The organism is Rathayibacter sp. AY1A5 (genome assembly GCF_002930875.1).
GTDB lineage: Bacteria > Actinomycetota > Actinomycetes > Actinomycetales > Microbacteriaceae > Rathayibacter.
In genome coordinates, this window is record NZ_PSTM01000022.1 from 20011 (window position 1) to 39097 (window position 19087).

The window sequence follows — 19087 nt, forward strand, 5'->3', positions numbered from 1 at the left end:
GGGTTAGCTCCCGCTCTCGTTGCTGCCGGTCGCCTCTTCGGTGCCGGCCTTCACGGCCTGCGCGGCATGCTTCGCGCCCTCCGCGGCTTTCGTGGCGACGGCGATACCAGCGCCGATCGGTCCGGCCGCGGCCGCGGCGCCGCTCGCGGCTGCCCCGGCCCCGGCGCCGCTCGACGCGGCAGCTCCCGCACCGCTCGTCGCCGCGCTTCCGGCACCAGCACCGGCGCCGCTGCCGGCCGTCGACGCCGACCCGGACGGGTCAGCGGCCGGCGACGACGCGGGCGAGCCCGGCGTCGACGTGCTGCCGGACGGTCCGTCCGTGGACGAGGTGTTGCCGCCTCCGCCGCCGCCGTTCCCGCCGCCGCCGCCTCCGTTGTTGCTGGCGCGGATCGCGCCCGTCGCGACGTCACCTGCGGCCGAGAGCGCCGCGGCGCCCAGCAGTAGGCCTGCCGCACCGCCGCCGCCGACCGAGGAGACGGCCGGGACGAGGAAGCGCATCAGCGCGGGCAGAGCCACGAGCGCGATGAGCATCAGCGCGAGACCTGTGACGATCTGGAAGAGGCCGGTGCCGTCCGATTTGAACAGGTCGGTGCCGGTCATCCGGAACGCGATCGCGTAGACGATCGCGGCGGCGGGCTTGTAGAGGATGAAGGCGAGAGTCCAGGCCATCGCCTTCTTGAACCACTGCCGCCCGATTTCCGTGTTCGTCGCGGCGGCGGCAATCGGGAAGATCCCGGCGAGGACGACGAGCATCGCGCCGCGGAACACCATCAGGGCGATCTGCACGTAGGTCATGAACACCGCCAGCATGCCCAGCAGGAACAGGCCGATCAGGCCGATGGAGTTCTGCGACGCCATCGTCATCCCGATCATCGCTCCGACCGTCGTGCCGAAGCAGTTCGACTCCCCGTTGGTCACGCTGCAGTCGGTCGAGTTATCGAGGATCCAGACGGAGAACGCATCTCCCGCGGACGTCGCGAGGCGGATCACGACGAGGCCGGCACCGGCCACGGCGATCAGCGTCAGGACCGATCCCGCGAGCTCGCGCAACGGCATCGCGCGCTGCGTCCAGACCATGCGGCCGGCGGCGACGAGGATCGAGAGGATCGCGATACCGCCGGTGTACCACTGCAACTGACCTTGCACCCAGCCGACGACGCTCGAGGACTCGTTGAGGTGCATCGCCAGAGGCAGGAACCCGGTCACGAGCGCTGATGCCGAGGACAGCAGCAGCACGGCCATGATGATCACACCGATACGGCCCATGTGAGCCTCGCCGTCGCCGTGCCGGCGCCGGGAGGCCATCATCACTCCGGCAATGATGAGGGACATGACGGCCAGGCCCGCGGACACCCACGTCACGTAGCCGAGAATCGTCTCGAACGCCTCCGGCTGCGGCGGAGTCCCGCCACCGTTCACTCCGCCGCCCTGGTCCACGACCGTGACCGGCGAAGGTACGCGCACCCAGAGGGTGCCGAGGGAGGCGAGGGCCTTCCCGTAGCCCTCCATGATGTTGTTGACGAACTGCTGCAACGCATCGTTCGCGGCGACCGACACGATGTCGCCGATGCCCTCGTTGAGCTTGCAGGGGAAGTCGAGGAGGCCGCATTCCGATTCGGGCGGAGCGGTGGTGGTGGCGAGGATGCTCATGCAACACCTGCCCATGGCACGTAGCCGCCGAGGCTCTGGAGCCGCACCGGGTTGTAGGCCGACTGGCCCTCATCGGTGAGCTGCATCTTCCAGTCGCCGTCCGACCAGGCAACGTCCGTCGCGATACTCGCGAGGGTCCCGTCGTTGAGCCGGAAGGCAATGTCGATCGTCGCGCTGTCTCCGTTGTAGGACAGCGTCTTAAAGCCCGCGATCTGAGCGCTCAGGCCCGTGTTCGATTGCGCCACGTCCCTCGCCAGTGCTGCATCCCGTCCGGGGCCGGGAACGGTCAGCTTCTCGATGACGGGATCGGACAAGCGTGCGTTGGAGCCCATCGCCCACAGGTTCGCGACTGCGAAGAGTGCTCCGTCGACGGTGTGGGCGTAGCAGCGTCGCACGCCGTCGTCATCAGTAGCTCCCGGTCCGGCCGTGTCCGAGTTCGGAGCGGCCATCGTGCCGACGATGGTCCATTCCGTCGTCGGTGCTGCGGTGAGAGTCCCGGTCTCGTCGTATCCGGAGAGTCCGCACACGCTCGCGGCGTCCGCCGAAATGGTCGAGCTGGGGGTGGAGGCGCCGGGGGTGGCGGCGGTGTTGCCGCCTCCCCCGGCGTCCAGGGACGTCACGCCGAGCACGATGCCGGCGACGGCGAGTGCTCCGACGATGGCGGCTCCGACGATGAAGCCCTTCGTGGTGAATGGGTTACGCGGTTCGGAGTCGTTCATGATGTCCCTTGCCTTTCTGTTGGTGGTGTCGGTTTCCCGGGGACGCTACGCGCCCATCAGGAACCCGACGATCGTGAACGCGGCGGAGATGACGATCACACCCACGAGGAGTCGGCCGAGCCAGCCGCCGATCTCTCCGCCTTCGCCGCGGCGGGCGGAGACGGTCATGGTGACGCCGAGGATGATCAGGCCGACGACGGCGACGCCGAGGCCGACCCACTTGGCCCAGCCCATGACGGTGGTGAAGGCCTCGAACCCGGGGGGCATGCCGCCGGGACCCGGGTCCGGGACGACCGCGCCGAGCGCGCCCGCGGTGGTGAGGATGTCGGTCGTTGCTGCGAGCAGTGCAGACATGGTGTGCTCCGTTTTCTGTGTTGGGTGGTGCGGGGTGATCGCCGCCGCGGTCGCGACGTCGACGGGGTCCGGTTATCCGGTGGTGAGGGGGCCGTCGGCGTAGGCGACGTCGAAGTGCAGGTGGTTCGGGGTGTCACCGAACTGGGTGATGTGCTGGTACGTGGTCGAGCGGCACTGGATCTGGCCGGCACGAGAGCCCTGGTGTACCTGCGGGTCCAGGACCGTCAGCAGTTGCAGTGCGTTCGCGTCGCAGCCGGTGGTGGCGGTGTTGTTGAAGGAGAAGAAGTCGACGGCGTTGCCGCCGCCGTTCATCCAGTGCGACGAGCCCGTGCCCGCTCCGAGCAGGGAGCCGGTGCACTGGCGGTTGAGGTCCGAGACGCCGACGTGCTCGAACGTGTTGAGCGCGATCGTGATGATCTGGAGAATGCGGACGTCGATGCCGCAGTTCTCCTTGGCGGTCCCGGCGGCCATGTCGCGGATCTGCTGCGCGTAGCGGTCCTCGAGCAGCCGCAGCCGGCCCTCCTCCATCGCCGTCACGAGGCCGGCCGCGAGTGCCTGCGCGTCGCCGGACACGGGGACGCATCCGCCGACCGGCGCGGCCGTCGACGTCGCGGTGCTCGTCGGCGTCGACGGGACGCTCACCGGCGCAGTGGTGGCCGTGGGTGCGGTCGCGCTGCTGCCGAGGCCGTTGAGGTACGTCATGATCGCCACGGCGTCGGCGCGGTACTTCGTGTAGTGGTTCGGGTCGGCGTTGCGCTGCACCTTGTTGATCGCAATGGAGGGCTCCATCGACTGCCAGCCCTCGACCGCGACGAGGCGGTCGTAGAAGAAGCCCGCCGAGGTCGTCGGGTCCATGCGCTGCTCGACGGTGCCCCAGCTCGACTGCTGCTGGAACAAGCCGATCGAGTCAGCAACCGACCCGTCCGGGTTGATCGCACCGTCCCCGTAGTTGATGTTCACCAGCGAGGATTCCCCGATCGCCGTCTGCACGCCGAGCGTCTGCCCATCGGCGCCGAGGCCCTTCGCGGCGCCCGCGTTGACGATCAGTGCTGCGTTCACGAGCTGGTCGTGCCCGTAGGCGCCGACCTTCGCGTCCGCGGGGATCGCGGACACGTTCACCGGTCCCCCGGCTGGCAGGCATGCGGCTACAGCCGCGCCGCCGAAGAGCAACACGTACAACAGAATCGCGATGGCCACCACCGGCACCATGACGAACGCCAGTACCCCCAGTCCCCCCTTCGCCACTGGATTACTCCGATGCCAGAGGAGTGATCTGGTCGACGGCCCAGGGGCCTGCCTCGTCGGTGCGGTGGACGTAAACCGAGTACTCCCCTGCATCCGTGGGCACGAGGATGCGCATCGTGAACGCGCCGTCGCCGTCACGGACGGTCGCAGCGCCCGTGAGGCTCGTGCAGGGCACGTTGGCCGGGTCGACCGTTTCATAGGCGACCGCCGCTTGCTGGCTGAGGAACGGGTACAGCTCAGCGATCCACATGTCGTAGTCCACGGAGGGGCGGCAGAATGCCGCGACAGCGGCCGTGGCGATCGCAAGAGTGTCAGCCTCGACGTTCAGAGCCGGCGCCGGCTCGGCGTCGACTGGTGCCGCTTCGGTCGCTGATGGGACCGGCGCCGGCGAACCCTCGGTGGCGTCAGGACTGGCCAGGACGGTCGGCATCTGAGCTTGCGAGGTCTCCGCCGCCGGAGGGTCAGCGGGTGTTGAGCATGCAGAGAGGAGTCCTGCGATCGAGACGGACACCCCAAGCAGCAGTGCGCGTGCGCGCTGCTCACCTACGGTCCGCTGGTGAACTCCACCCAAGTTGTGCCCCCTGCGAGATGAGCAGGAGCGACAGCCACCCCCACACCTCGAAGATATCACTCTATGGGGTCATAATTGCACGAGTTGACATCCTGAACTCATTCAGTGCAGTCTTGCTTCCACATCGATACCCGAAGATGTCTCGGCGGGGACCCCATACGCCATGATGTTGTGATGACCTCCGAGCCCGGCGCCCCCGATGTGCCTGCCTTGCCACCGGAGGTTCTGTTGACTCAAGCCGTTCTGGCGAAGAAAAACGGCGAAGTCATCCGCGCATTGTGGGGCGAAACCGGCATGTACTTCGGAGATCTGAAACGTTCCGTCGATATGACCGACGCATCACTTTCGCGCTGTCTCTCAACGCTCGAAAGTGCCGGTATCGTCCGCGTGAGTACTCATCTTCCACCCGGCGGACGTCGCGGGGTGTCGGTCATGTACTCGATAGACACCGAGCGATTTGATGAAGTCCTTAACGGCTTCACGTCGTGGATCAAGAGCAATCACACGCCGTAGCTGGCTTATTCCGCTTCAAGCTCCGCAAGGATGCGTTCCATTGCCGCCTCTGCTTCGGGTGAAATCTCCCCGATAGAGCGCATTTCTCTTCGAACTCGATTTCTCCGAAGGTCGAGGATGGCCGGCATGGCCTCATGGAGACGCGGCGGCACATCTTCTTCGGCCCGATAGAAGAAGGTGGAAGGAATGTCAAACAGATCGCCCAGCGCCTCAAACACGCCAATGTCCTTTGCGAGGACGTGAGAGCCGGACAGCATGTAGTGCCATTTGGTGCGAGAGAGGTCGACCCCTGCGGCCTTGACGTGTTCCTCCACCACGGCCCAGGACGGTTGACGCCCGTGCATGGTTTCGTAGCGGTCGGTTGCGAGTCGCAGACGCTGCGCCAGCTCCTCCTTCGAGACGGTGATCCCGCCCGGGCTCGTGGGGGTGCCCGCTCCTGACTCGGAATCAGTCATGAGGTACTCCCTGTCGTTCGTGCACGTAGGCGCGGGCTTCTTCTAACACTCTGTACTGGTCGCCAGAGAGATTCGCATGCAGCAGTAGGGCGTCCTCGCACTCGGAGAGGTAGCCGTACAGCTCGCTGTAGTCATCATCCGGACCACCGTTTCGGCGTCGCGCCGCCGGAACTTGTGTCGTAAGGTCCGTCCAGATTGGCCTCAGTTTGACCAAATGGTATCGCTCGCGCTGGTGCTGCTGACGAGCCCGCCACCGGTCAGTAATCGGCGCGTAGCTGAAGCCGGCCGCGAGGAAGGCACCGCCCGCCAGTGACAGGGTCAGATCCGTCCCTTTGGAGATGTGGTCCGAATCCACCCAGCCTCTAGCAACGAGCAGAGTTACCAGCAGCACTCCGAGACAACCGAGGGCGATCAGGTAGATAGGCAGCCGACGATGGAAACCGGAATGAACACGGAGATTCCTATGGCAGGCAACGAGTCCCATGCTTGCTGTCATGATGAGAGAAAGCCAGAGCACCGATTTGAAGGCGAGCGCCGACGTTTCGTGGTCATAGTGGATGAGTTCGACATCAGTAACGGGCCAGTTGCTGGCTGCGAAAATTTCCACTTGTAGACACGCGCCTGCTAGACCAAGCGAGTAGACAGTGAACCGCCGACGCATCCGATTGTTCGTAGAGCTGACAGAACGCATGATTATGTCATCAAAGATGATGGTTGCTACCAGTCCAGCCATATGCATTAGTAGAACGGCTCGGTTGTAACCACCTAAAGCATGATCGACTCCTGTGTAAAGGAGCGTATTCTTTAGAGCGAGGAGTATCGCAAAGCCCACGCACCCGATCGTCAACAAAGGATATTTGAAGGCATTCCGTGTCGCTATTAGGGCGATGACTGGAAGAGCGCTTGCTGCAACGATGACCCACTCGAGAATGGTCACCATAGCGTTCCGCCAAAACCGATATTGCGTTGCATTGACTGGTCCAGCGCGTCGGCCGCCTGTATCTTCGCGAGGGCGTCTGCGATGGCCTCCGCTAGGTCCTCCCGATCGACCCCAATCGTTACCTCCTGTTGATCGAGAAAGAACCACATCAGCACGTGTCCGTATTCATGTTGCAGATTGTGCTTGCGGTGTAGACGCGTCGTGTCGTGGGGAATATACATGACGTTCTTATTGCTACTTGTCCGCTGCCAGTAGCTCACCACTCCCCCATGCAGGAGAGCAGGAGGTGTGTCACGAAACACGATGTCTCTTCCGCAGAGGTCCTCCATGTAGGCGAGCAGGCTCTCCGCGGTCAGGGGTCGCGGAAGCTTTGCAGCGAGCATCACCCTCGACACGAGGGCGCGTACCTGTTTTGACCACACGGACACATTATGGTTCATTGAACACGTACAACACCGGTCGTTAGCGGCCAGACGGGGGGTGGTTCCATGCACGCATCGCACGCCGCACGGCTCCGTGCGCTCGCGGCTGCGCCGCGCGAGGCATGGGCCGACACCTACCGTCAGCTCGTGATGTTCGATCTGCCTCGCGACGCGCAGATCGGTCTCATGCTCAGCTACTACCGGTCCTTCGCTGTCCCGTCGATCGCCCGGACGCTCCACCGTTCAGGCGCTATCAAGTCGGATCCCAGAAAACGCTCAGTAGACACTGCGCTCATTCTCTACGAGCTCATCGACGGAGAACTTCAGTCAGATCGCGCGCTCGAGATGATCGACCTACTTGTCTCGGCTCATCGCCATGTGAAAGCGCCTAGCGAAGATTTCCTCTACGTTCTCTTCAGTCTTGCAATAGTACCGATTCGGTGGATAGAGAAGCATGGGTGGCGTGAGCTGACGTCGGCGGAGCAGGTTTCAACAATCGACTTTTACGCGAACCTTGGCCGCGTAATGGGTCTCAGAAATGTTCCAGGGGACGTCGACGCCGCGACCTCCTTCTATTGCTCCTATGAGGAGGATCGGATTGCCTGGTCGCGTGAGGGGCAAGAGCTGACCGACTGGACAGTCGGAGTCATCCGCTCCACTATGCCGAAGCCTGTCCGCCCCTTTGCGCGGCTGATCCTCAGCACATGGATTGGCGATGAGCGCGTGAGTCAGGCGCTGGGACTTCCTCGAACCAACGCCGTTGTCTCGGCGCTTTCCGCTGCTGCAATGAGCGTGCGGAATCGCCTCACGGCGCGCGCCCCCCGTCCCGCAAGCCCGCGATTCATGCAAGGCGTAACGGGGTCGGCCCAGTACCCGCACGGATATTCGTTGACAGATTTGGGGGCGCATCGATGATGAGCACGAAGGCCTTTGGCCCCGGGAACGGCACTGATGCGCTTGGAGCTATCCAGACGCTTGTCGAGCCGGACATGACCCGTGTGCTGAGCTTCCTCGCGGACACGGCGGCATCGCCGGCGCTGCTGGCGCGCGCTACTCGCCTGCGGCCGTCCGCGGTGCGCCTCAAAGTCGAAGCGCTCGACCGGTTGGGGCTCCTGATCCATCTGGGCGAAGACCTCCGCGTCGACCCCAACTCGATCGCGTCGTTCGTGGTCGCCGCGCGACGCTCGCTCGACCTGTGACGGCGACACACCGGGCAGCGCGTCTCGCGATCGCTAGCGACAGCGGTATGTTTCCAGGCATGGCTACTCCCAGGCGACCTCGCGGCTCGCTCAATGACGCCGTAGCGACCGGCTGGAAGGTTGAGCGCGCGGCGAAGGATCGTTTCGATCAGCTCGCGCGTCACGCCAACGTGTCGTCGGCTGTGTTCTTCGAACGGCTGGTGGAGAGCATCGAGGTCGATTCTCGGGGGCTGCCGGTGTGGTGGACCTCTGAGACCGAGCCGAACGAGGAGTTGCCGATCACCACGACTTAACGCATTAGGCCCGCCGCTCACGCGACGGGCCTAGAAGCTCTCGCTTCACACCCTCGCTTACCAGGGCTAACAGGTGTGAAGCAGTTCCAGAAGTACCGGTTTCTCAGGCCGGGCCTTCGTCATCCCCACCCGAGGGAGGAGAAGTGACCTCATCGTAAGCCACATTGCTGTGTCTGCGCACGCCCAAAACGCCGAAGTTGACTCCTTCTCGGCGCCCTGGGCACTGACGCGCAGGCTGAGCCCCCGTGCCGCGGTGCGCACGATGCGTCCGGACGCCTACGGGCGCCTGGACGAGAACGCCTATCCGGCCGCGTTCCCCGTCTCCGCCGTCGCGCCGGCCGCGCCGTGGGCGATCTATCTGACCGACGACGCCGGAGCGTTCCGGCTGCTGTGCTTCGACTTCGACGGCAAGGACTCCCACGGCGTCGACGCCGACCTCATGGAGCAGGCCGCAGACGACTGCGACGCCCTCTCTGCCGTCCTCGACGCGCACCAGGTCGCTCACGTCGTGTGCCAGTCCTCCGGCACCGGAGGCCGGCACCTGTGGGTCGCTCTCGCGGAAGGCGCTCCGGCCGAGCTGGTGGCCCGATTGGCGATCGCCGCTCGAGCAAACTTCCGCACCCTGGACCACGGGATGCTCCGCAACCCGCGCACCGGCGCCGCCCGCCCGCCGCTGTCCCCGCACCGCGACGGCAGCTTCTCGAGCGTCCTCCGCGGCCGCGCAGAGGAGCTGCTGGACAAGACCGTCACCGCGGCCGCGATCGAGGCCGTCACGGACGCCCTCGAAGCGTCCCGGCCGCCGCGGCGCGTCGACGCCACTCCCCCAGTACCCACCGCCACCGCACACCACACGCACCGAGCGCTCAGCGCTGCCGGCGCCGCCCACATGGCCACGCCTGGAGGCGGCGCGAATCCGTCGTGGACCGCGTTCATGTGCCTGCTCTCCGCCGCGCACGCCGGCTGGTCCTTGACCGACGTCGAGCACGCCGCTCGCACCGCTCCCGGGATGGAGCACTACCGCACCAAGAACACCGGCCGCGGCCACCGCCGGCCCCGCGCCCGCGACGAGGCCGCCGAGCGCCTGGCGCGGCAGTGGGAGAAGGCCCGCCAGTACGCGGCGCTGCACGCCGTTCTCCCGCCCGAGCGCGAGCCGAGCGACCTGGCGGAGCTGGACAGCCTCGTCGGCGCCGTCAGCGCCCTCCTCGACCGGTTCCGGGTGAGCCCGGGCCGGTGGGGCAGGACCGAGCGGGCGACGTCGGAGAAGACGATCCTCACCGCCCTGGCCTACCTCACCCTGCACACCGGCAAGCGCACCGTCGCCGCATCTATCCGTGACCTCGCCCTCCTGGCCGGCCTGGGCCGCACCACGGCCGCCAGCGCCCTGCGGACGCTGCGCGAGGACGGCTACGTGCAGCTCGCCGTCCGCGCAGACGGATCCAACGCCAGCGAATGGCGACTCTCCGAACACTTTTCCACAGGCTCCCTGCAAGGTCCGGTCACAACCACTAATAACCCCCGCCCCCCCGGGCCGCTCTTCACCGAACGAACCATGCTCCTCACCACGCTCGAGGCCGACCTCACGGACACTCGGCACGACCTCTTCACCCGCGGCGGTCTCGGACACCTGGCAGGGAAGGCGTACGCGCTGCTGCGCCGAGAAGGAACCCTCGCCGTCGACGCCGCCGCCACGCTGCTGGGAGTGACTACCCGCACCGCCGCCACAGCCCTCTCCCGCCTCCGCACCCACCGCCTGATCATCAAGCACACCAACGGCTGGACCCAGGCCAAGCGTGACCTCCGAACCGCCGCCGCTCGCGCGATCGGCGTCGACGGAGCCTTGAAGGATCGAGCGCACCGCTACGACGTCGAGCGCGAAGTCTGGGCCTGGTGGCTAGCCGAGCTCGCCCACCGCTCCTCCTCCCCCAGGCAACGACCGCGACGCCGACACGTGTCGAGCCGTCCCCTTTTCGAGGACAGCACCGCTGGTGAGCGCGTCTGGCCGCTCTACCCCCGCGACGCCGCCGGCCGCGGCGATCACCGCGAGGCGCTGCACTGGGGACGCACCGGCATGCTCGCCCCCGGCTCGCTCTGGTGGTCCTCGACCGCCGCATGACGTCGATTGCACGCGTTCGAACATATGTTCTACTGGCGGCGTGGGAACGAACCGACGCTACGAGCGCCACGTCGGCGCACAGATCGATCGACGCATCGAAGAGACGGCCGGCCGCGGCCACCCCATCGGCCTGACCGACGACGAGTTGGACAAGACCCGGCAGCGGCCCACCTGGGCCGCCACTCCCCTGCCCGTCTGGGCTTGGGTCCGCTACCCCGGCACCCCCGTTCGCGTTGAGGGCTTCGCGATCGCCTGGACCGCCCGAGCCGTCATGGTCGAGTGGCAGGACCGCGACACCAGCCGCCGGCTCTGGGTTTGGGCCTCTGCCGTCGAAGCCAGGTCGGCGCCGGCTGCTCTATAGAGCCTCGACGCTGCGCGTCGTGAGGGACGGCCGGCGAGCCGGCCGACTAAATGCACCCTTCGGGTGCCGTTTCTTTGCCGTGAAGCCTTCGGCGGCTCGGTCGCTGCGCTCCCTCGTAGCCACCTACGGGCTCCGTTCAAGTGGCTCCGCCACCGGCTCCTCCGAGACTTTCGGCACGCGGTCGCTGCGCTCCCTTATTTCGCGCCGAAACTCTCTCCCCCGCCGCCCTCCGGGTTGCACTACGCCCTCCGGTTGCTAAGGCGGAAAACCGCCTCCACGGCAAAAAAACGTGGGGGACAGCGAGAGCTAACAGTACTAATACCATCAACGGAGGTAACCGAAATGGCCCGCAAGATCACCAGCACCAAGACCGCCGAAGAGCGCCGCGAGCAGGCCGAGGCGCTGCAAGCGTCGATCGCTGAGCAGGTCGAGGAGCTGCGCGGCACGGAGCAGTGGACGCGCTTCCTGACCTTCGCGCAGGCGTTCCACTCCTACTCGCTCAACAACGTTCTTCTGATACTCAGCCAGATGCCCACCGCGAGCCGCGTCGCCGGGTTCCGCAAGTGGCAGGCGCTCGGCCGCCAGGTGCGGAAGGGCGAGCGCGGCATCCGAATCTTCGGCTTCCGTCAGAAGAAGGTAGCCGCCGAGGACGTCGCAGAGGGCGAGGAGACGACGACCGACGAGGAGGGGCAGAAGGTCGTTCGGTTCTTCCCCATCCTCTCCGTGTTCGACATCAGCCAGACGGACCTCATCGACCCCGAGGCGGGCGACCCCCAGGCGCTCGCACAGCGGCTCACGGGTGACGACTTGCTCGGCATCACGGCGGCCGTCGAGGATTACCTCTCCGAGGAGGGATGGACCGTCGAGCGCGAGAACATCCCCGGTGAGGCCAACGGCTACACGACCACGGACGGCACGTGCCGCGTCGTGATCGACGCCAACCTCTCCCCCGCCCAGGCCGCCAAGACTGCGCTGCACGAGGCCGCGCACGTCATCCTCCACGCCGAGGAGGACGAGGAAGAGTACATCGAGCACCGCGGCATCAAGGAGACCGAGGCCGAGAGCGTCGCGTACGTCGTCGCTGGGATTCTCGGGCTCGACACCAGCGCCTACAGCATCGGATACGTCGCCAACTGGAGCAACGGCGAGCCCGAGACGATCAAGAGCACCGCCGCCCGGGTGCTGCGCGCTGCACACACCCTGGCCGACGCGCTGACCGCCGACGAGGACGCCGACACCGAAGAAATTTGAGCCCAATAGTACTATTGCCGTTGCCATCCGGTGGCGGCAATAGTACTATTAGGGGTAGAAGGTTTGGAGGACCACATGACCACCACAACAGTGACCACCCGCAAGTGCATGTTCTGCGGCGAGGCCAGCCGCGTCGAGCTGACCGCCAATCAGGCGGCGCTCTACCGGACCGGAACGCCCATCCAGGACGTGCTGCCGGATGTCCCGGCGGACCAGCGCGAGCTGCTCATCTCGGGTACCCACCCCGCGTGCTGGGCTGGCGCCTTCGGATAGCACCGCTCATCCCAGCCGACCTAAATAGTACTTTTACCAGCATTGGAGCATCATGAAGAACCAGCCTCAGACCGACCGCAGCGCGTCCACCGTCGACGGTGGGCGCGCGAGCGCCGACCAGCTCGCGCTCATCTGTGCCACCCACCGCCAGGACGAGCCCGAGTCGTTCGAGTCCGACTCGGATGCGGCGATCCTCGCGCACGTCCGCAACACGCTCGCCCTCCCCGGGGAGGGTGGCCCGGGCGGGTTCCCCGTCACTGACGACGGCACCGCCTACGCCGCCGCGCTGGTCGCGTTCCTCACCCCCGCTCGCGCTTGACTCACAATAACTCGAATAGTACTATTAGTAGTAACAGGAGAGAGGATCACGCCATGACCGCATCGGCACTTACCCCCTACGACACGGGGGAGCGGCTTCAGCCGCAGCTCTGGGAGCCCACAAGCGAGCGCGAGACGTTCGGGCGCGTCGACTTCGAGGACAACGAGGAGCGCACCGTGTTCGGCGCGCACGTCGACCTCACGCCCGCCGGGTACGTGCTGCGCCTGACGAACCTCTACGACCCGTTGACGATCGACGTCGACGACGCGCGGACGCTCGTCGTCTCCGACGATCTGCGCGCGGGTGTGGAGGCGCTGCTGGCTTTCGCTGAGCGCGGTTACGAGGACTTCAAGTACCAGGCCGAGCACGGCGACTACTCACCCCAAGACCAGGCCGCATTGGCCGACCGGTGGGCACTCGCGCAGCAGGCGCAGGCCGCGATCCTTGGCGACGCGGCCCTTATCGCAAACTAACCCGAATGGTACTGTTACCGGGATTGCCGCTAGGCTCCCGGTAACAGTACTGTTCCTCATTGGAGGTACCACCATGACCGCTCAGATATTCGCCCTCTGCAACCAGAAGGGCGGTGTGGGCAAGAGCACCACCACGTTCCATCTAGCCCGCGCCGCAGTGCTGCGCGGACAGCGAGTGTTGGTGGTCGACAACGACCCCCAGGGCAACCTCACCGCCGTGGCCGCCGCCGAGGGCGTCGCAGACGACCAGGCAGGCTTGGCAGACGCGCTCAGCGAGCGCGCGCCAGAGACACTGCGCGACGTCATCGTGGCGGGGGTCTGGCCGGGGCTCGATGTCGTGCCCACCACCGGCGTCACTCTCGGTTACGTCCGCGACGAGCTGGTCATCGCCGGAGCGGGGCGAGAGGGGCGGCTGCGCCGCGCTCTCGCGGCCGTAGCGGACGACTACGACCTGATCCTCATCGACTGCGCCCCGTCGCTGGATCAGCTCACGATCAACGGCCTGACGGCCGCCCAGGGCGTCGTGGTGGTCACCCACTCGAAGCTGTGGAGCACCAACGGGCTCGCGCAGCTCCTCGACACCATCGAGAACGTTCGCGGCTACTACAACGCCGAGCTGCGCGTCGCGGGAATCATCGTCAACCAGCACGAAGAGCGCACCGTCAGTGGCGCGACGTGGCTGGAAGAGCTGCGCAGCGCCGCGGAGGCCCGGGGCCTCAGTGTCCTACTCCCGCCGATCCCCAAGCGCGTCGTCATCGCGGACGCGACCGAGGCCGCCCGCGGCCTGGACGAGTGGGGGAGCGCCGAAGCATCCGCACTCGGCGCCATCTACGCCGACCACCTGGCCAGCATCGAAGGAGAACGCCCGTGAACCGCCCCGCACCCCGTAAGTCCAGCCTGGCCGGAGCAAATCCCATCACCCCGCCTCAGATCGCGGCTGCGGAGCCGGCAGCAGAGCCGCCGGCTCCGCAGGACAGCCCGGCTCGGTCGGCGCCGCCGGCCCCCGCGATCGAACAGCAGGAGACGCCGGCCGCGAAGCCGATGACGAAGCCGAAGTACCCGCCCAAGGTGAGCTTCTACCAGGACCCCGTGGACACGTCTCGAGTACGCGGCGCGATCCGACACACCCAGGTCCAAGAAGGCACCCGCACTCTCTCGCAGTTCATCAATGACGCGGTGATGGAGAAGGTGGCGAGGCTCGAAGCTCAGTACAACGGAGGCCAGCCGTTCCCGTCCGTTGGAGCGCGCGAGCTGCCCCAGGGCCGACCGATGGGGGAGTGACCCACCGAACATGCAGGGCCGGCCCTCGTCGGACCGGCCCCGAGGAGGAGAGCCCCCTCGACCGCTCGCCGCACGCCCGGAACGGCCAGGCGCGCCCGAACGGCCGTCAGCGGCGGGGTCGCGGCTTGTAGGTCTTCCCCGCTCGAATGTTCCGGTTCTCGATCACGCCGACGACCGCCAGGCCCACGGCGACGGCGACGATCAGCACCCAGCCCAGGACGTTGAACCACTCACCGCTGAACGCCGCGTAGGTCTGCTCGCCTGCGATTCCGAGGAACATCAGCGACAGCCCGCCCCACACCCCGCCGTTCGCGATCGACGCGGTCCACGCCAGCGGCGTCCGAGGAGTCCGGGGAGTACTCATGTCGCCAGCGTGCCACGCTCGGCTGAGGGGCGCGCGTCCTCCTCCGTAAAATCCGAGGATGGTTTCGGCACTTGTTTGCAAGATCGTCAACAAGCACGAGCGCGACATCCGCGCGATGCAGCGCACCCTCTTCACCGACGCGGGGGAGCGGATAGCCGGCGCCGGCATGACCGACGCCCAGGCGATCGCCGCAGCGCGAGCGCGCGCGTCGAGCCTCCCGCGCCTGCGCGGTCGCTCACTGACCAACCGGCGTGCAGAGGTGTCGGTCATTATGGACCGCGGCCCAGCCGCGCAGCTCGAACCCGACTCCGGCGTCGACCCGGCACTCTCGCTCGTCAGCGTGTCCGTGAAGGGCTCGAATCTCCTCGTCGGGAACTCAGAGATCCTCGACACTGACGAGTACGCCGCATGGGCGCAGGCGGCCGTGGGGGAGTCGTGGGCGAGCCGGCTCTACTCGGCCGGCGCCCTGTCGGGCAACAACGACAAGCGGCTCTCGACGTTCTACTTCTACGTGTTCACCGACCGCGACGGCCAGGCCGTCGACAAGCCCGAGGGATGGAGTCTCCCGCTCGAACCTGTAGGCCCGTGAGACACCACACAGGCGCTTGAACTCAGCCGCCACTGGCTTTGCCTAGTCCACGTAAGAACTTGGCAAGTTCGGTCCAGCTCCTCTGGCTTTCTCTTTCAGGCGCGAGCTTTGCCCGCGCAGCGGTGACGGAGCACCGCCAAGAGGAAGCCGCTACGCGGCTCTTTTTCTGTTTTCTTCACCTCTCCGCGGTTTCAACCTATTTCGCTCCGCCGGCTGCGTGCCGTCTCTCTCGGACGCGGTCGCAAGCTCCCTTATTTCGCCCGAGAGAGCCAGCACTCCGCCAGCTCCACTCAATTGGTTTTCACTCGCCGGAGAGGCAAAGAAAAACGATCAGTAAGGGAGAGCAGAGATGGATGCCATTCGCATCACGGCCGATGAATTCGAGACGGTGAGCATTGCGGACCCGGGAGAGGAAGCGCACGTCGCTGAGTTGCAGGCGGCGATCGGCTGCCACTGGTTTGACGTGATCCGCTGCAAGCACGGGATCGATCTATGGGTCGATGACGAGGGCATGATCAACGGGAGCACCATTAACCGCCCCGCGACGTTCCTGGCCAACCTCCTCGGCTACCCCAGCCCCGTCTACGGGAGCGCCGTGGTCCTCGGCGGGAACGCCGACACGGGAGACACCGTGCCCCTCACCCCGGAGCAGGAAGCGCGCGTGCGCGACCTCCTCGGCCTTCCTGCGACGACCGAGACGGACGCCTGATGAGCGCTCAGCGGAACAACCCGATCCTGCGCGACCTCCGCCAGACTGCCCGACTCCTGCGGAAGCCACAGGCGCAGGTCGCCGCAAACTGGCTCCGATCGCCCGGATTGCTCGACTACTCCCCGACCAAGAGCGTCGGAATCACCGCCGAGCAGCACGCTCACGCCCTGCAAATCATCCGCCGCCTTGCCGGGACCATCGACGCTTCGAGCGCCAGGTCGCGCCAGTGAGCGGTGCGGGCCGGCCTCCCGGGCCGGCCCGTGAGGGGCGACCCCCTCACGCTCCCCCGACACCAGTCAGGACGACGGAAGTTGGTCGGAGTCGTCGTCTGAGATGTCGATGGCGAGAGGAGGCTGTGACGGGCGGGGAGGTGGGACACGGTTGCCGTGCTCCTCCATCCGTTCTTTGATTTCCCCCGCAATTTCATCCAGTACTTCATCCAAGGTCGTAACCCGGGCAGCGGCATCGGTCGAAACTGTCACCGGAACGTACCGCTGGTTGAGGTCGTCGGGTTTGAATGCGTAGATACCCACTCCATCGGAGTAGGTGGCGGTCAAGATCTGTGCTTCTTTCACCATGCGGGCGTACTGCTTCGCCTCATCATGGTTACCGGTGACGCTTTCGAGTCGCGCGGCCCACAGGGTGTATACCCGAGGATCGGCTTTCTTCCTCCACGCGTTCCAGTTGTGGATGCTGGTGCTGTGCCGAGCAAGTTTCAGGTCCGTTGCCTGGAACTTCAGTTCTTTGCGCCGGTTGGTCCAGTCGGCGAGACCACCGCGGGGCTTGCCGCCCTTCACTCCAGGTGCTCCGGTGAGCTTCGCTTCACAGCAGATGAGGGGATCGCGTAAAACTGCTGTGTCGCGGTCGGGCCAGGCGATGTCGATCTGGTGGTTCTGCGAGAAGCCGGCGATCTTGCTCCTGGACGCGAGGACGCTGGTGGTCTTGTTGCCGAGGATCAGGGCCATGATTTCGGAGAACCAGTTGCCTTTGCTGCGGTAGAGGCCTTCGCCGGTTTCGTCCTTGTCGACGGCGGCTCCGACCGCTCGCGGGGTGCGGGGGATGACGTGTTCGCGCCGGTAGGTGTCGATCGACCACAGCAGGTCGAGGAAGTCGACCTCGACGCGACTGAACTCGCGAATGTGCTCGTCCTGAATCCGCTCCTTGAGGAGGAGGAGCTTCTGGGCGGGATTCCCGACCAGGGCCTCGACTCGCGCTTGATCAGCAGGGTCCCGGGATGCGCGCCGCGCGTCAGCCACATCTCCTGGCGCGTCGAGGTCTTCGGGGGAATCGATGTCCGCGATGGGGTCACTCTCCTCGGTTGAGTCGGCGGGATCGAAGCTGCCGTGCTGCTTCGAGGAGTTCCGCGATCTCGGCCTCGGCCAGTCCGACGCCGGTACCCAACACTGCGGCGTCGACGCGCTTCGCGACTTCGGTCCACTCACCGGCGGCGAGCTGCTTCTCCAGTTTCGACTTCATCGGTTTCAGTTCCGCCCATGCGGCGGCCAGGACGCTCGCGTTGGGGACGGGGAGACTGGTTGCTTCGCGCGGCTCCATTTTCAGGATGCCGCCGCCGTAGGAGCGGCCGTTGATTTCCGCGCCGAGCATGGTCGCGGAGTTCAAGCACAGCAGGGGCAGCGCGGCCGCGGCGTCCGCCGAAGCGTCAGCGTGGAGCCGAATGCCGTGCATGGAGTTCAGGAACCCGACCTTCGCCGTGTTCGTGATCAGCCGCGGGTAGTTGTGGCTCATGTAGGTGAAGAAGAGGTCCGGCGGAGCCGCGACCGGAGGACGCCACCACGGCGATCGGATCTGGCACTTGTACGCCTCGTTGACGTGCAGGGATTCGCCGTAGGCGGTGTACGCGCGGCGCGCATCGGAGTCGTCGGTGGGCGCGGGCCGGAAGAGCCACACGCGCTCACCGCGCTCGCGCAGCTCCTGCCAGTGCTTCGCGGTGAACACGGACGAGTGGAAGTGGCGAGTTCCGGGTGGGCTGATCTTGACGAGCTGGCTCTCCGCGAGCCCGTATTCAAGCCGCGTCGCCTCAGTCAGTGCGAAGAACGAGTTGCCGCCGGTGACGGCACCCAACTCGACGCGCCCGTAGTCACCGAGTGCGGAGAAGTGGCTGCCGATGACCTCGCGGTACAGGCCCCGCTGCTTCTTGGGGATGAGGATGTCAGTCCACTTACCCGACGTCGGCGGGGTGACGTTCGTGTGCGTGTACGGGCGGAGCTGAGCGAGGTCGTCGGCGGAGTCGACGTGATACAGCGAGAACGAGTCGCAACCACCGCGACCCTCGGCCAGCAGGAGCACGACGTCGGCCAGTGCACCCTCGAACTGAAGTCGTTCGAAGAGCACAAGGCTCACGCGCTCGAATCGGCTCCGCAGCCACGCGCGGATCGGTTCGGCGTATCCGACCGTCAGCAGCTCCGCCGGCAGAACCATCGCCAGCCGTCCATCGGGCTTTAAGAACCCGGCCGAGTGCACCAGGCTCGCCGCCCATGAGGACGCGAGGCCGCTGAGGCGGACGCCGCCTCGCAGAGCCGCCTCCGCCGACAGGCGCCGGGACACGCCCACGTGCTCCTGGTAGCGCACGAACGGCGGGTTTCCGATCACCGCGTCAACGAACGGGACGGTCGCGCCGAGCATGTCTGGGGTCTGCACGGCAAAGAAATCAGACGCGATCAGCGTCCCGTCCAGCCCCTCGTCCTCCAGTAGCGTCATCGCTTCAACGAGGGACGCTTCGTGAAGATCAACGCCGAAGAGCTGGCTGTCGAGGTCGCCGGCGGTCTGCCCGAGGCGCTTCAACTCCTGGCCTGCGGCGATGAGGAACACCGCTTCGCCGCAGGTGGGATCGAGGACACTCGCGCCCGCATCCCCACGGATGGCCCACTCGGCCAGGTGTTCAGCAATCGCAGGCGGCGTGAAGAACGCGCCCCGCGCCTTGCGCAGTTCCGCGGAGTCGCCGGGCAGCAGTTTCACTTTCCCACCCTAGGTTC

The 19087-nt window shown here is 66.3% G+C and carries 26 protein-coding genes; 15 read left to right on the top strand and 11 right to left on the bottom strand.

Translation table 11 applies throughout. The features are described from left to right. Positions 1-3: 3 nt before the first annotated feature. The 5 genes from C5B98_RS13915 to C5B98_RS13935 all read right to left on the bottom strand — a co-directional run bounded on the left by C5B98_RS13915 (position 4) and on the right by C5B98_RS13935 (position 4398). Positions 4-1650 (bottom strand): hypothetical protein, encoded by a 1647-nt coding sequence (locus C5B98_RS13915; protein WP_104327946.1) that lies wholly within the window; start codon positions 1648-1650, stop codon positions 4-6. Beyond that, positions 1647-2369 carry a hypothetical protein gene (locus C5B98_RS13920; protein WP_104263447.1) on the bottom strand — a complete coding sequence of 241 codons (723 nt, stop codon included), beginning with the start codon at positions 2367-2369 and terminating at the stop codon, positions 1647-1649. Before C5B98_RS13920 ends, C5B98_RS13915 begins: the two co-directional genes overlap by 4 nt. Before the next feature lie 45 nt (positions 2370-2414). After that, positions 2415-2723, bottom strand: a complete 309-nt coding sequence (locus C5B98_RS13925; RefSeq protein WP_104224227.1) for a hypothetical protein — start codon at positions 2721-2723, stop codon at positions 2415-2417. Positions 2724-2795: 72 nt separating this feature from the next. Beyond that, positions 2796-3836: a hypothetical protein gene (locus C5B98_RS17085; RefSeq protein ID WP_181065554.1), complete on the bottom strand. Its 1041-nt coding sequence runs from the start codon at positions 3834-3836 to the stop codon at positions 2796-2798. 136 nt (positions 3837-3972) lie between these two features. Continuing rightward, the gene (locus tag C5B98_RS13935) at positions 3973-4398 is read right to left on the bottom strand and encodes a hypothetical protein (RefSeq protein ID WP_104263446.1); all 426 of its coding nucleotides are present in this window, start codon (positions 4396-4398) and stop codon (positions 3973-3975) included. A gap of 315 nt (positions 4399-4713) precedes the next feature. Here C5B98_RS13935 and C5B98_RS16700 point away from each other — a divergent pair, with 315 nt between their 5' ends. After that, positions 4714-5052, top strand: a complete 339-nt coding sequence (locus C5B98_RS16700) for a helix-turn-helix transcriptional regulator (RefSeq protein WP_146076968.1) — start codon at positions 4714-4716, stop codon at positions 5050-5052. 5 nt (positions 5053-5057) lie between these two features. On the opposite strand, the gene C5B98_RS13940 is transcribed toward C5B98_RS16700, so the two are convergent. From C5B98_RS13940 to C5B98_RS16710, 3 genes are read right to left on the bottom strand one after another with little or no spacing between them, the layout of a single operon-like run. Beyond that, on the bottom strand, positions 5058-5507 hold the full coding sequence (locus C5B98_RS13940; protein ID WP_104263445.1) for a hypothetical protein: 450 nt from the start codon (positions 5505-5507) through the stop codon (positions 5058-5060). Further along, the gene (locus tag C5B98_RS16705) at positions 5500-6447 is read right to left on the bottom strand and encodes a hypothetical protein (protein WP_146076969.1); all 948 of its coding nucleotides are present in this window, start codon (positions 6445-6447) and stop codon (positions 5500-5502) included. The genes C5B98_RS13940 and C5B98_RS16705 overlap by 8 nt, the downstream gene beginning before the upstream one ends. After that, positions 6441-6869 carry a hypothetical protein gene (locus C5B98_RS16710; protein ID WP_146076970.1) on the bottom strand — a complete coding sequence of 143 codons (429 nt, stop codon included), beginning with the start codon at positions 6867-6869 and terminating at the stop codon, positions 6441-6443. Before C5B98_RS16710 ends, C5B98_RS16705 begins: the two co-directional genes overlap by 7 nt. Positions 6870-7016: 147 nt before the next feature. On the opposite strand from C5B98_RS16710, the gene C5B98_RS16715 reads away from it, so the two are divergent. The 11 genes from C5B98_RS16715 (at position 7017) to C5B98_RS13985 (ending at position 14432) form a co-directional block, all read left to right on the top strand. Beyond that, positions 7017-7784: an oxygenase MpaB family protein gene (locus C5B98_RS16715; protein WP_146076971.1), complete on the top strand. Its 768-nt coding sequence runs from the start codon at positions 7017-7019 to the stop codon at positions 7782-7784. Further along, entirely contained in the window at positions 7781-8068 is a 288-nt protein-coding gene (locus C5B98_RS13945) for a hypothetical protein (RefSeq protein ID WP_104263444.1), read from the top strand. Before C5B98_RS16715 ends, C5B98_RS13945 begins: the two co-directional genes overlap by 4 nt. 59 nt (positions 8069-8127) lie before the next feature. Then, positions 8128-8361, top strand: coding sequence for a hypothetical protein (locus C5B98_RS16720; RefSeq protein WP_146076972.1), 234 nt, complete (start codon positions 8128-8130; stop codon positions 8359-8361). Positions 8362-8623: 262 nt separating this feature from the next. Continuing rightward, entirely contained in the window at positions 8624-10474 is a 1851-nt protein-coding gene (locus C5B98_RS13950) for a hypothetical protein (protein ID WP_374953064.1), read from the top strand. 40 nt (positions 10475-10514) lie between these two features. Then, positions 10515-10835, top strand: a complete 321-nt coding sequence (locus tag C5B98_RS13955; protein ID WP_104263442.1) for a hypothetical protein — start codon at positions 10515-10517, stop codon at positions 10833-10835. 342 nt (positions 10836-11177) lie between these two features. Continuing rightward, positions 11178-12086, top strand: a complete 909-nt coding sequence (locus C5B98_RS13960; protein WP_104263441.1) for an ArdC-like ssDNA-binding domain-containing protein — start codon at positions 11178-11180, stop codon at positions 12084-12086. Positions 12087-12161: 75 nt separating this feature from the next. Next, positions 12162-12359, top strand: coding sequence for a hypothetical protein (locus C5B98_RS13965; protein WP_104263440.1), 198 nt, complete (start codon positions 12162-12164; stop codon positions 12357-12359). A gap of 52 nt (positions 12360-12411) precedes the next feature. After that, the gene (locus C5B98_RS13970; protein WP_104263439.1) at positions 12412-12678 is read left to right on the top strand and encodes a hypothetical protein; all 267 of its coding nucleotides are present in this window, start codon (positions 12412-12414) and stop codon (positions 12676-12678) included. Positions 12679-12731: 53 nt separating this feature from the next. Next, entirely contained in the window at positions 12732-13151 is a 420-nt protein-coding gene (locus C5B98_RS13975) for a hypothetical protein (RefSeq protein ID WP_104263438.1), read from the top strand. 73 nt (positions 13152-13224) lie between these two features. Further along, positions 13225-14022: a ParA family protein gene (locus C5B98_RS13980; RefSeq protein ID WP_104263437.1), complete on the top strand. Its 798-nt coding sequence runs from the start codon at positions 13225-13227 to the stop codon at positions 14020-14022. Next, positions 14019-14432, top strand: a complete 414-nt coding sequence (locus C5B98_RS13985; protein WP_104263436.1) for a hypothetical protein — start codon at positions 14019-14021, stop codon at positions 14430-14432. Before C5B98_RS13980 ends, C5B98_RS13985 begins: the two co-directional genes overlap by 4 nt. Positions 14433-14538: 106 nt before the next feature. Here C5B98_RS13985 and C5B98_RS13990 read toward each other — a convergent pair whose 3' ends face one another. Continuing rightward, entirely contained in the window at positions 14539-14796 is a 258-nt protein-coding gene (locus tag C5B98_RS13990; RefSeq protein ID WP_104263435.1) for a hypothetical protein, read from the bottom strand. A gap of 58 nt (positions 14797-14854) precedes the next feature. Here C5B98_RS13990 and C5B98_RS13995 point away from each other — a divergent pair, with 58 nt between their 5' ends. From C5B98_RS13995 to C5B98_RS14005, 3 genes are all read left to right on the top strand, one after another. Then, positions 14855-15385, top strand: coding sequence for a hypothetical protein (locus tag C5B98_RS13995; protein ID WP_104292760.1), 531 nt, complete (start codon positions 14855-14857; stop codon positions 15383-15385). Positions 15386-15734: 349 nt separating this feature from the next. After that, complete coding sequence (locus C5B98_RS14000) at positions 15735-16094, top strand: DUF3846 domain-containing protein (RefSeq protein WP_104263433.1); 360 nt, start codon at positions 15735-15737, stop codon at positions 16092-16094. Further along, positions 16094-16324, top strand: coding sequence for a hypothetical protein (locus C5B98_RS14005; protein WP_104263432.1), 231 nt, complete (start codon positions 16094-16096; stop codon positions 16322-16324). The genes C5B98_RS14000 and C5B98_RS14005 overlap by 1 nt, the downstream gene beginning before the upstream one ends. 66 nt (positions 16325-16390) lie before the next feature. On the opposite strand, the gene C5B98_RS14010 is transcribed toward C5B98_RS14005, so the two are convergent. Continuing rightward, the gene (locus C5B98_RS14010; protein ID WP_104263431.1) at positions 16391-17350 is read right to left on the bottom strand and encodes a hypothetical protein; all 960 of its coding nucleotides are present in this window, start codon (positions 17348-17350) and stop codon (positions 16391-16393) included. Positions 17351-17399: 49 nt separating this feature from the next. Beyond that, positions 17400-19070 carry an N-6 DNA methylase gene (locus C5B98_RS14015; RefSeq protein ID WP_104263430.1) on the bottom strand — a complete coding sequence of 557 codons (1671 nt, stop codon included), beginning with the start codon at positions 19068-19070 and terminating at the stop codon, positions 17400-17402. Positions 19071-19087: the final 17 nt, after the last annotated feature.

Coding starts and splice junctions, on each gene's coding strand:
- C5B98_RS16700 (WP_146076968.1), top strand. CDS start 4,714: ATGACCTCCGAGCCCGGCGCCCCCGATGTGCCTGCCTTGCCACCGGAG.
- C5B98_RS13970 (WP_104263439.1), top strand. CDS start 12,412: ATGAAGAACCAGCCTCAGACCGACCGCAGCGCGTCCACCGTCGACGGT.
- C5B98_RS13990 (WP_104263435.1), bottom strand. CDS start 14,796: ATGAGTACTCCCCGGACTCCTCGGACGCCGCTGGCGTGGACCGCGTCG.
- C5B98_RS13980 (WP_104263437.1), top strand. CDS start 13,225: ATGACCGCTCAGATATTCGCCCTCTGCAACCAGAAGGGCGGTGTGGGC.
- C5B98_RS16705 (WP_146076969.1), bottom strand. CDS start 6,447: ATGGTGACCATTCTCGAGTGGGTCATCGTTGCAGCAAGCGCTCTTCCA.
- C5B98_RS13940 (WP_104263445.1), bottom strand. CDS start 5,507: ATGACTGATTCCGAGTCAGGAGCGGGCACCCCCACGAGCCCGGGCGGG.
- C5B98_RS13995 (WP_104292760.1), top strand. CDS start 14,855: ATGGTTTCGGCACTTGTTTGCAAGATCGTCAACAAGCACGAGCGCGAC.
- C5B98_RS16720 (WP_146076972.1), top strand. CDS start 8,128: ATGGCTACTCCCAGGCGACCTCGCGGCTCGCTCAATGACGCCGTAGCG.
- C5B98_RS13960 (WP_104263441.1), top strand. CDS start 11,178: ATGGCCCGCAAGATCACCAGCACCAAGACCGCCGAAGAGCGCCGCGAG.
- C5B98_RS13920 (WP_104263447.1), bottom strand. CDS start 2,369: ATGAACGACTCCGAACCGCGTAACCCATTCACCACGAAGGGCTTCATC.
- C5B98_RS13915 (WP_104327946.1), bottom strand. CDS start 1,650: ATGAGCATCCTCGCCACCACCACCGCTCCGCCCGAATCGGAATGCGGC.
- C5B98_RS13950 (WP_374953064.1), top strand. CDS start 8,624: ATGCGTCCGGACGCCTACGGGCGCCTGGACGAGAACGCCTATCCGGCC.
- C5B98_RS13925 (WP_104224227.1), bottom strand. CDS start 2,723: ATGTCTGCACTGCTCGCAGCAACGACCGACATCCTCACCACCGCGGGC.
- C5B98_RS14000 (WP_104263433.1), top strand. CDS start 15,735: ATGGATGCCATTCGCATCACGGCCGATGAATTCGAGACGGTGAGCATT.
- C5B98_RS14005 (WP_104263432.1), top strand. CDS start 16,094: ATGAGCGCTCAGCGGAACAACCCGATCCTGCGCGACCTCCGCCAGACT.
- C5B98_RS13965 (WP_104263440.1), top strand. CDS start 12,162: ATGACCACCACAACAGTGACCACCCGCAAGTGCATGTTCTGCGGCGAG.
- C5B98_RS13935 (WP_104263446.1), bottom strand. CDS start 4,398: ATGCCGACCGTCCTGGCCAGTCCTGACGCCACCGAGGGTTCGCCGGCG.
- C5B98_RS13945 (WP_104263444.1), top strand. CDS start 7,781: ATGATGAGCACGAAGGCCTTTGGCCCCGGGAACGGCACTGATGCGCTT.
- C5B98_RS13975 (WP_104263438.1), top strand. CDS start 12,732: ATGACCGCATCGGCACTTACCCCCTACGACACGGGGGAGCGGCTTCAG.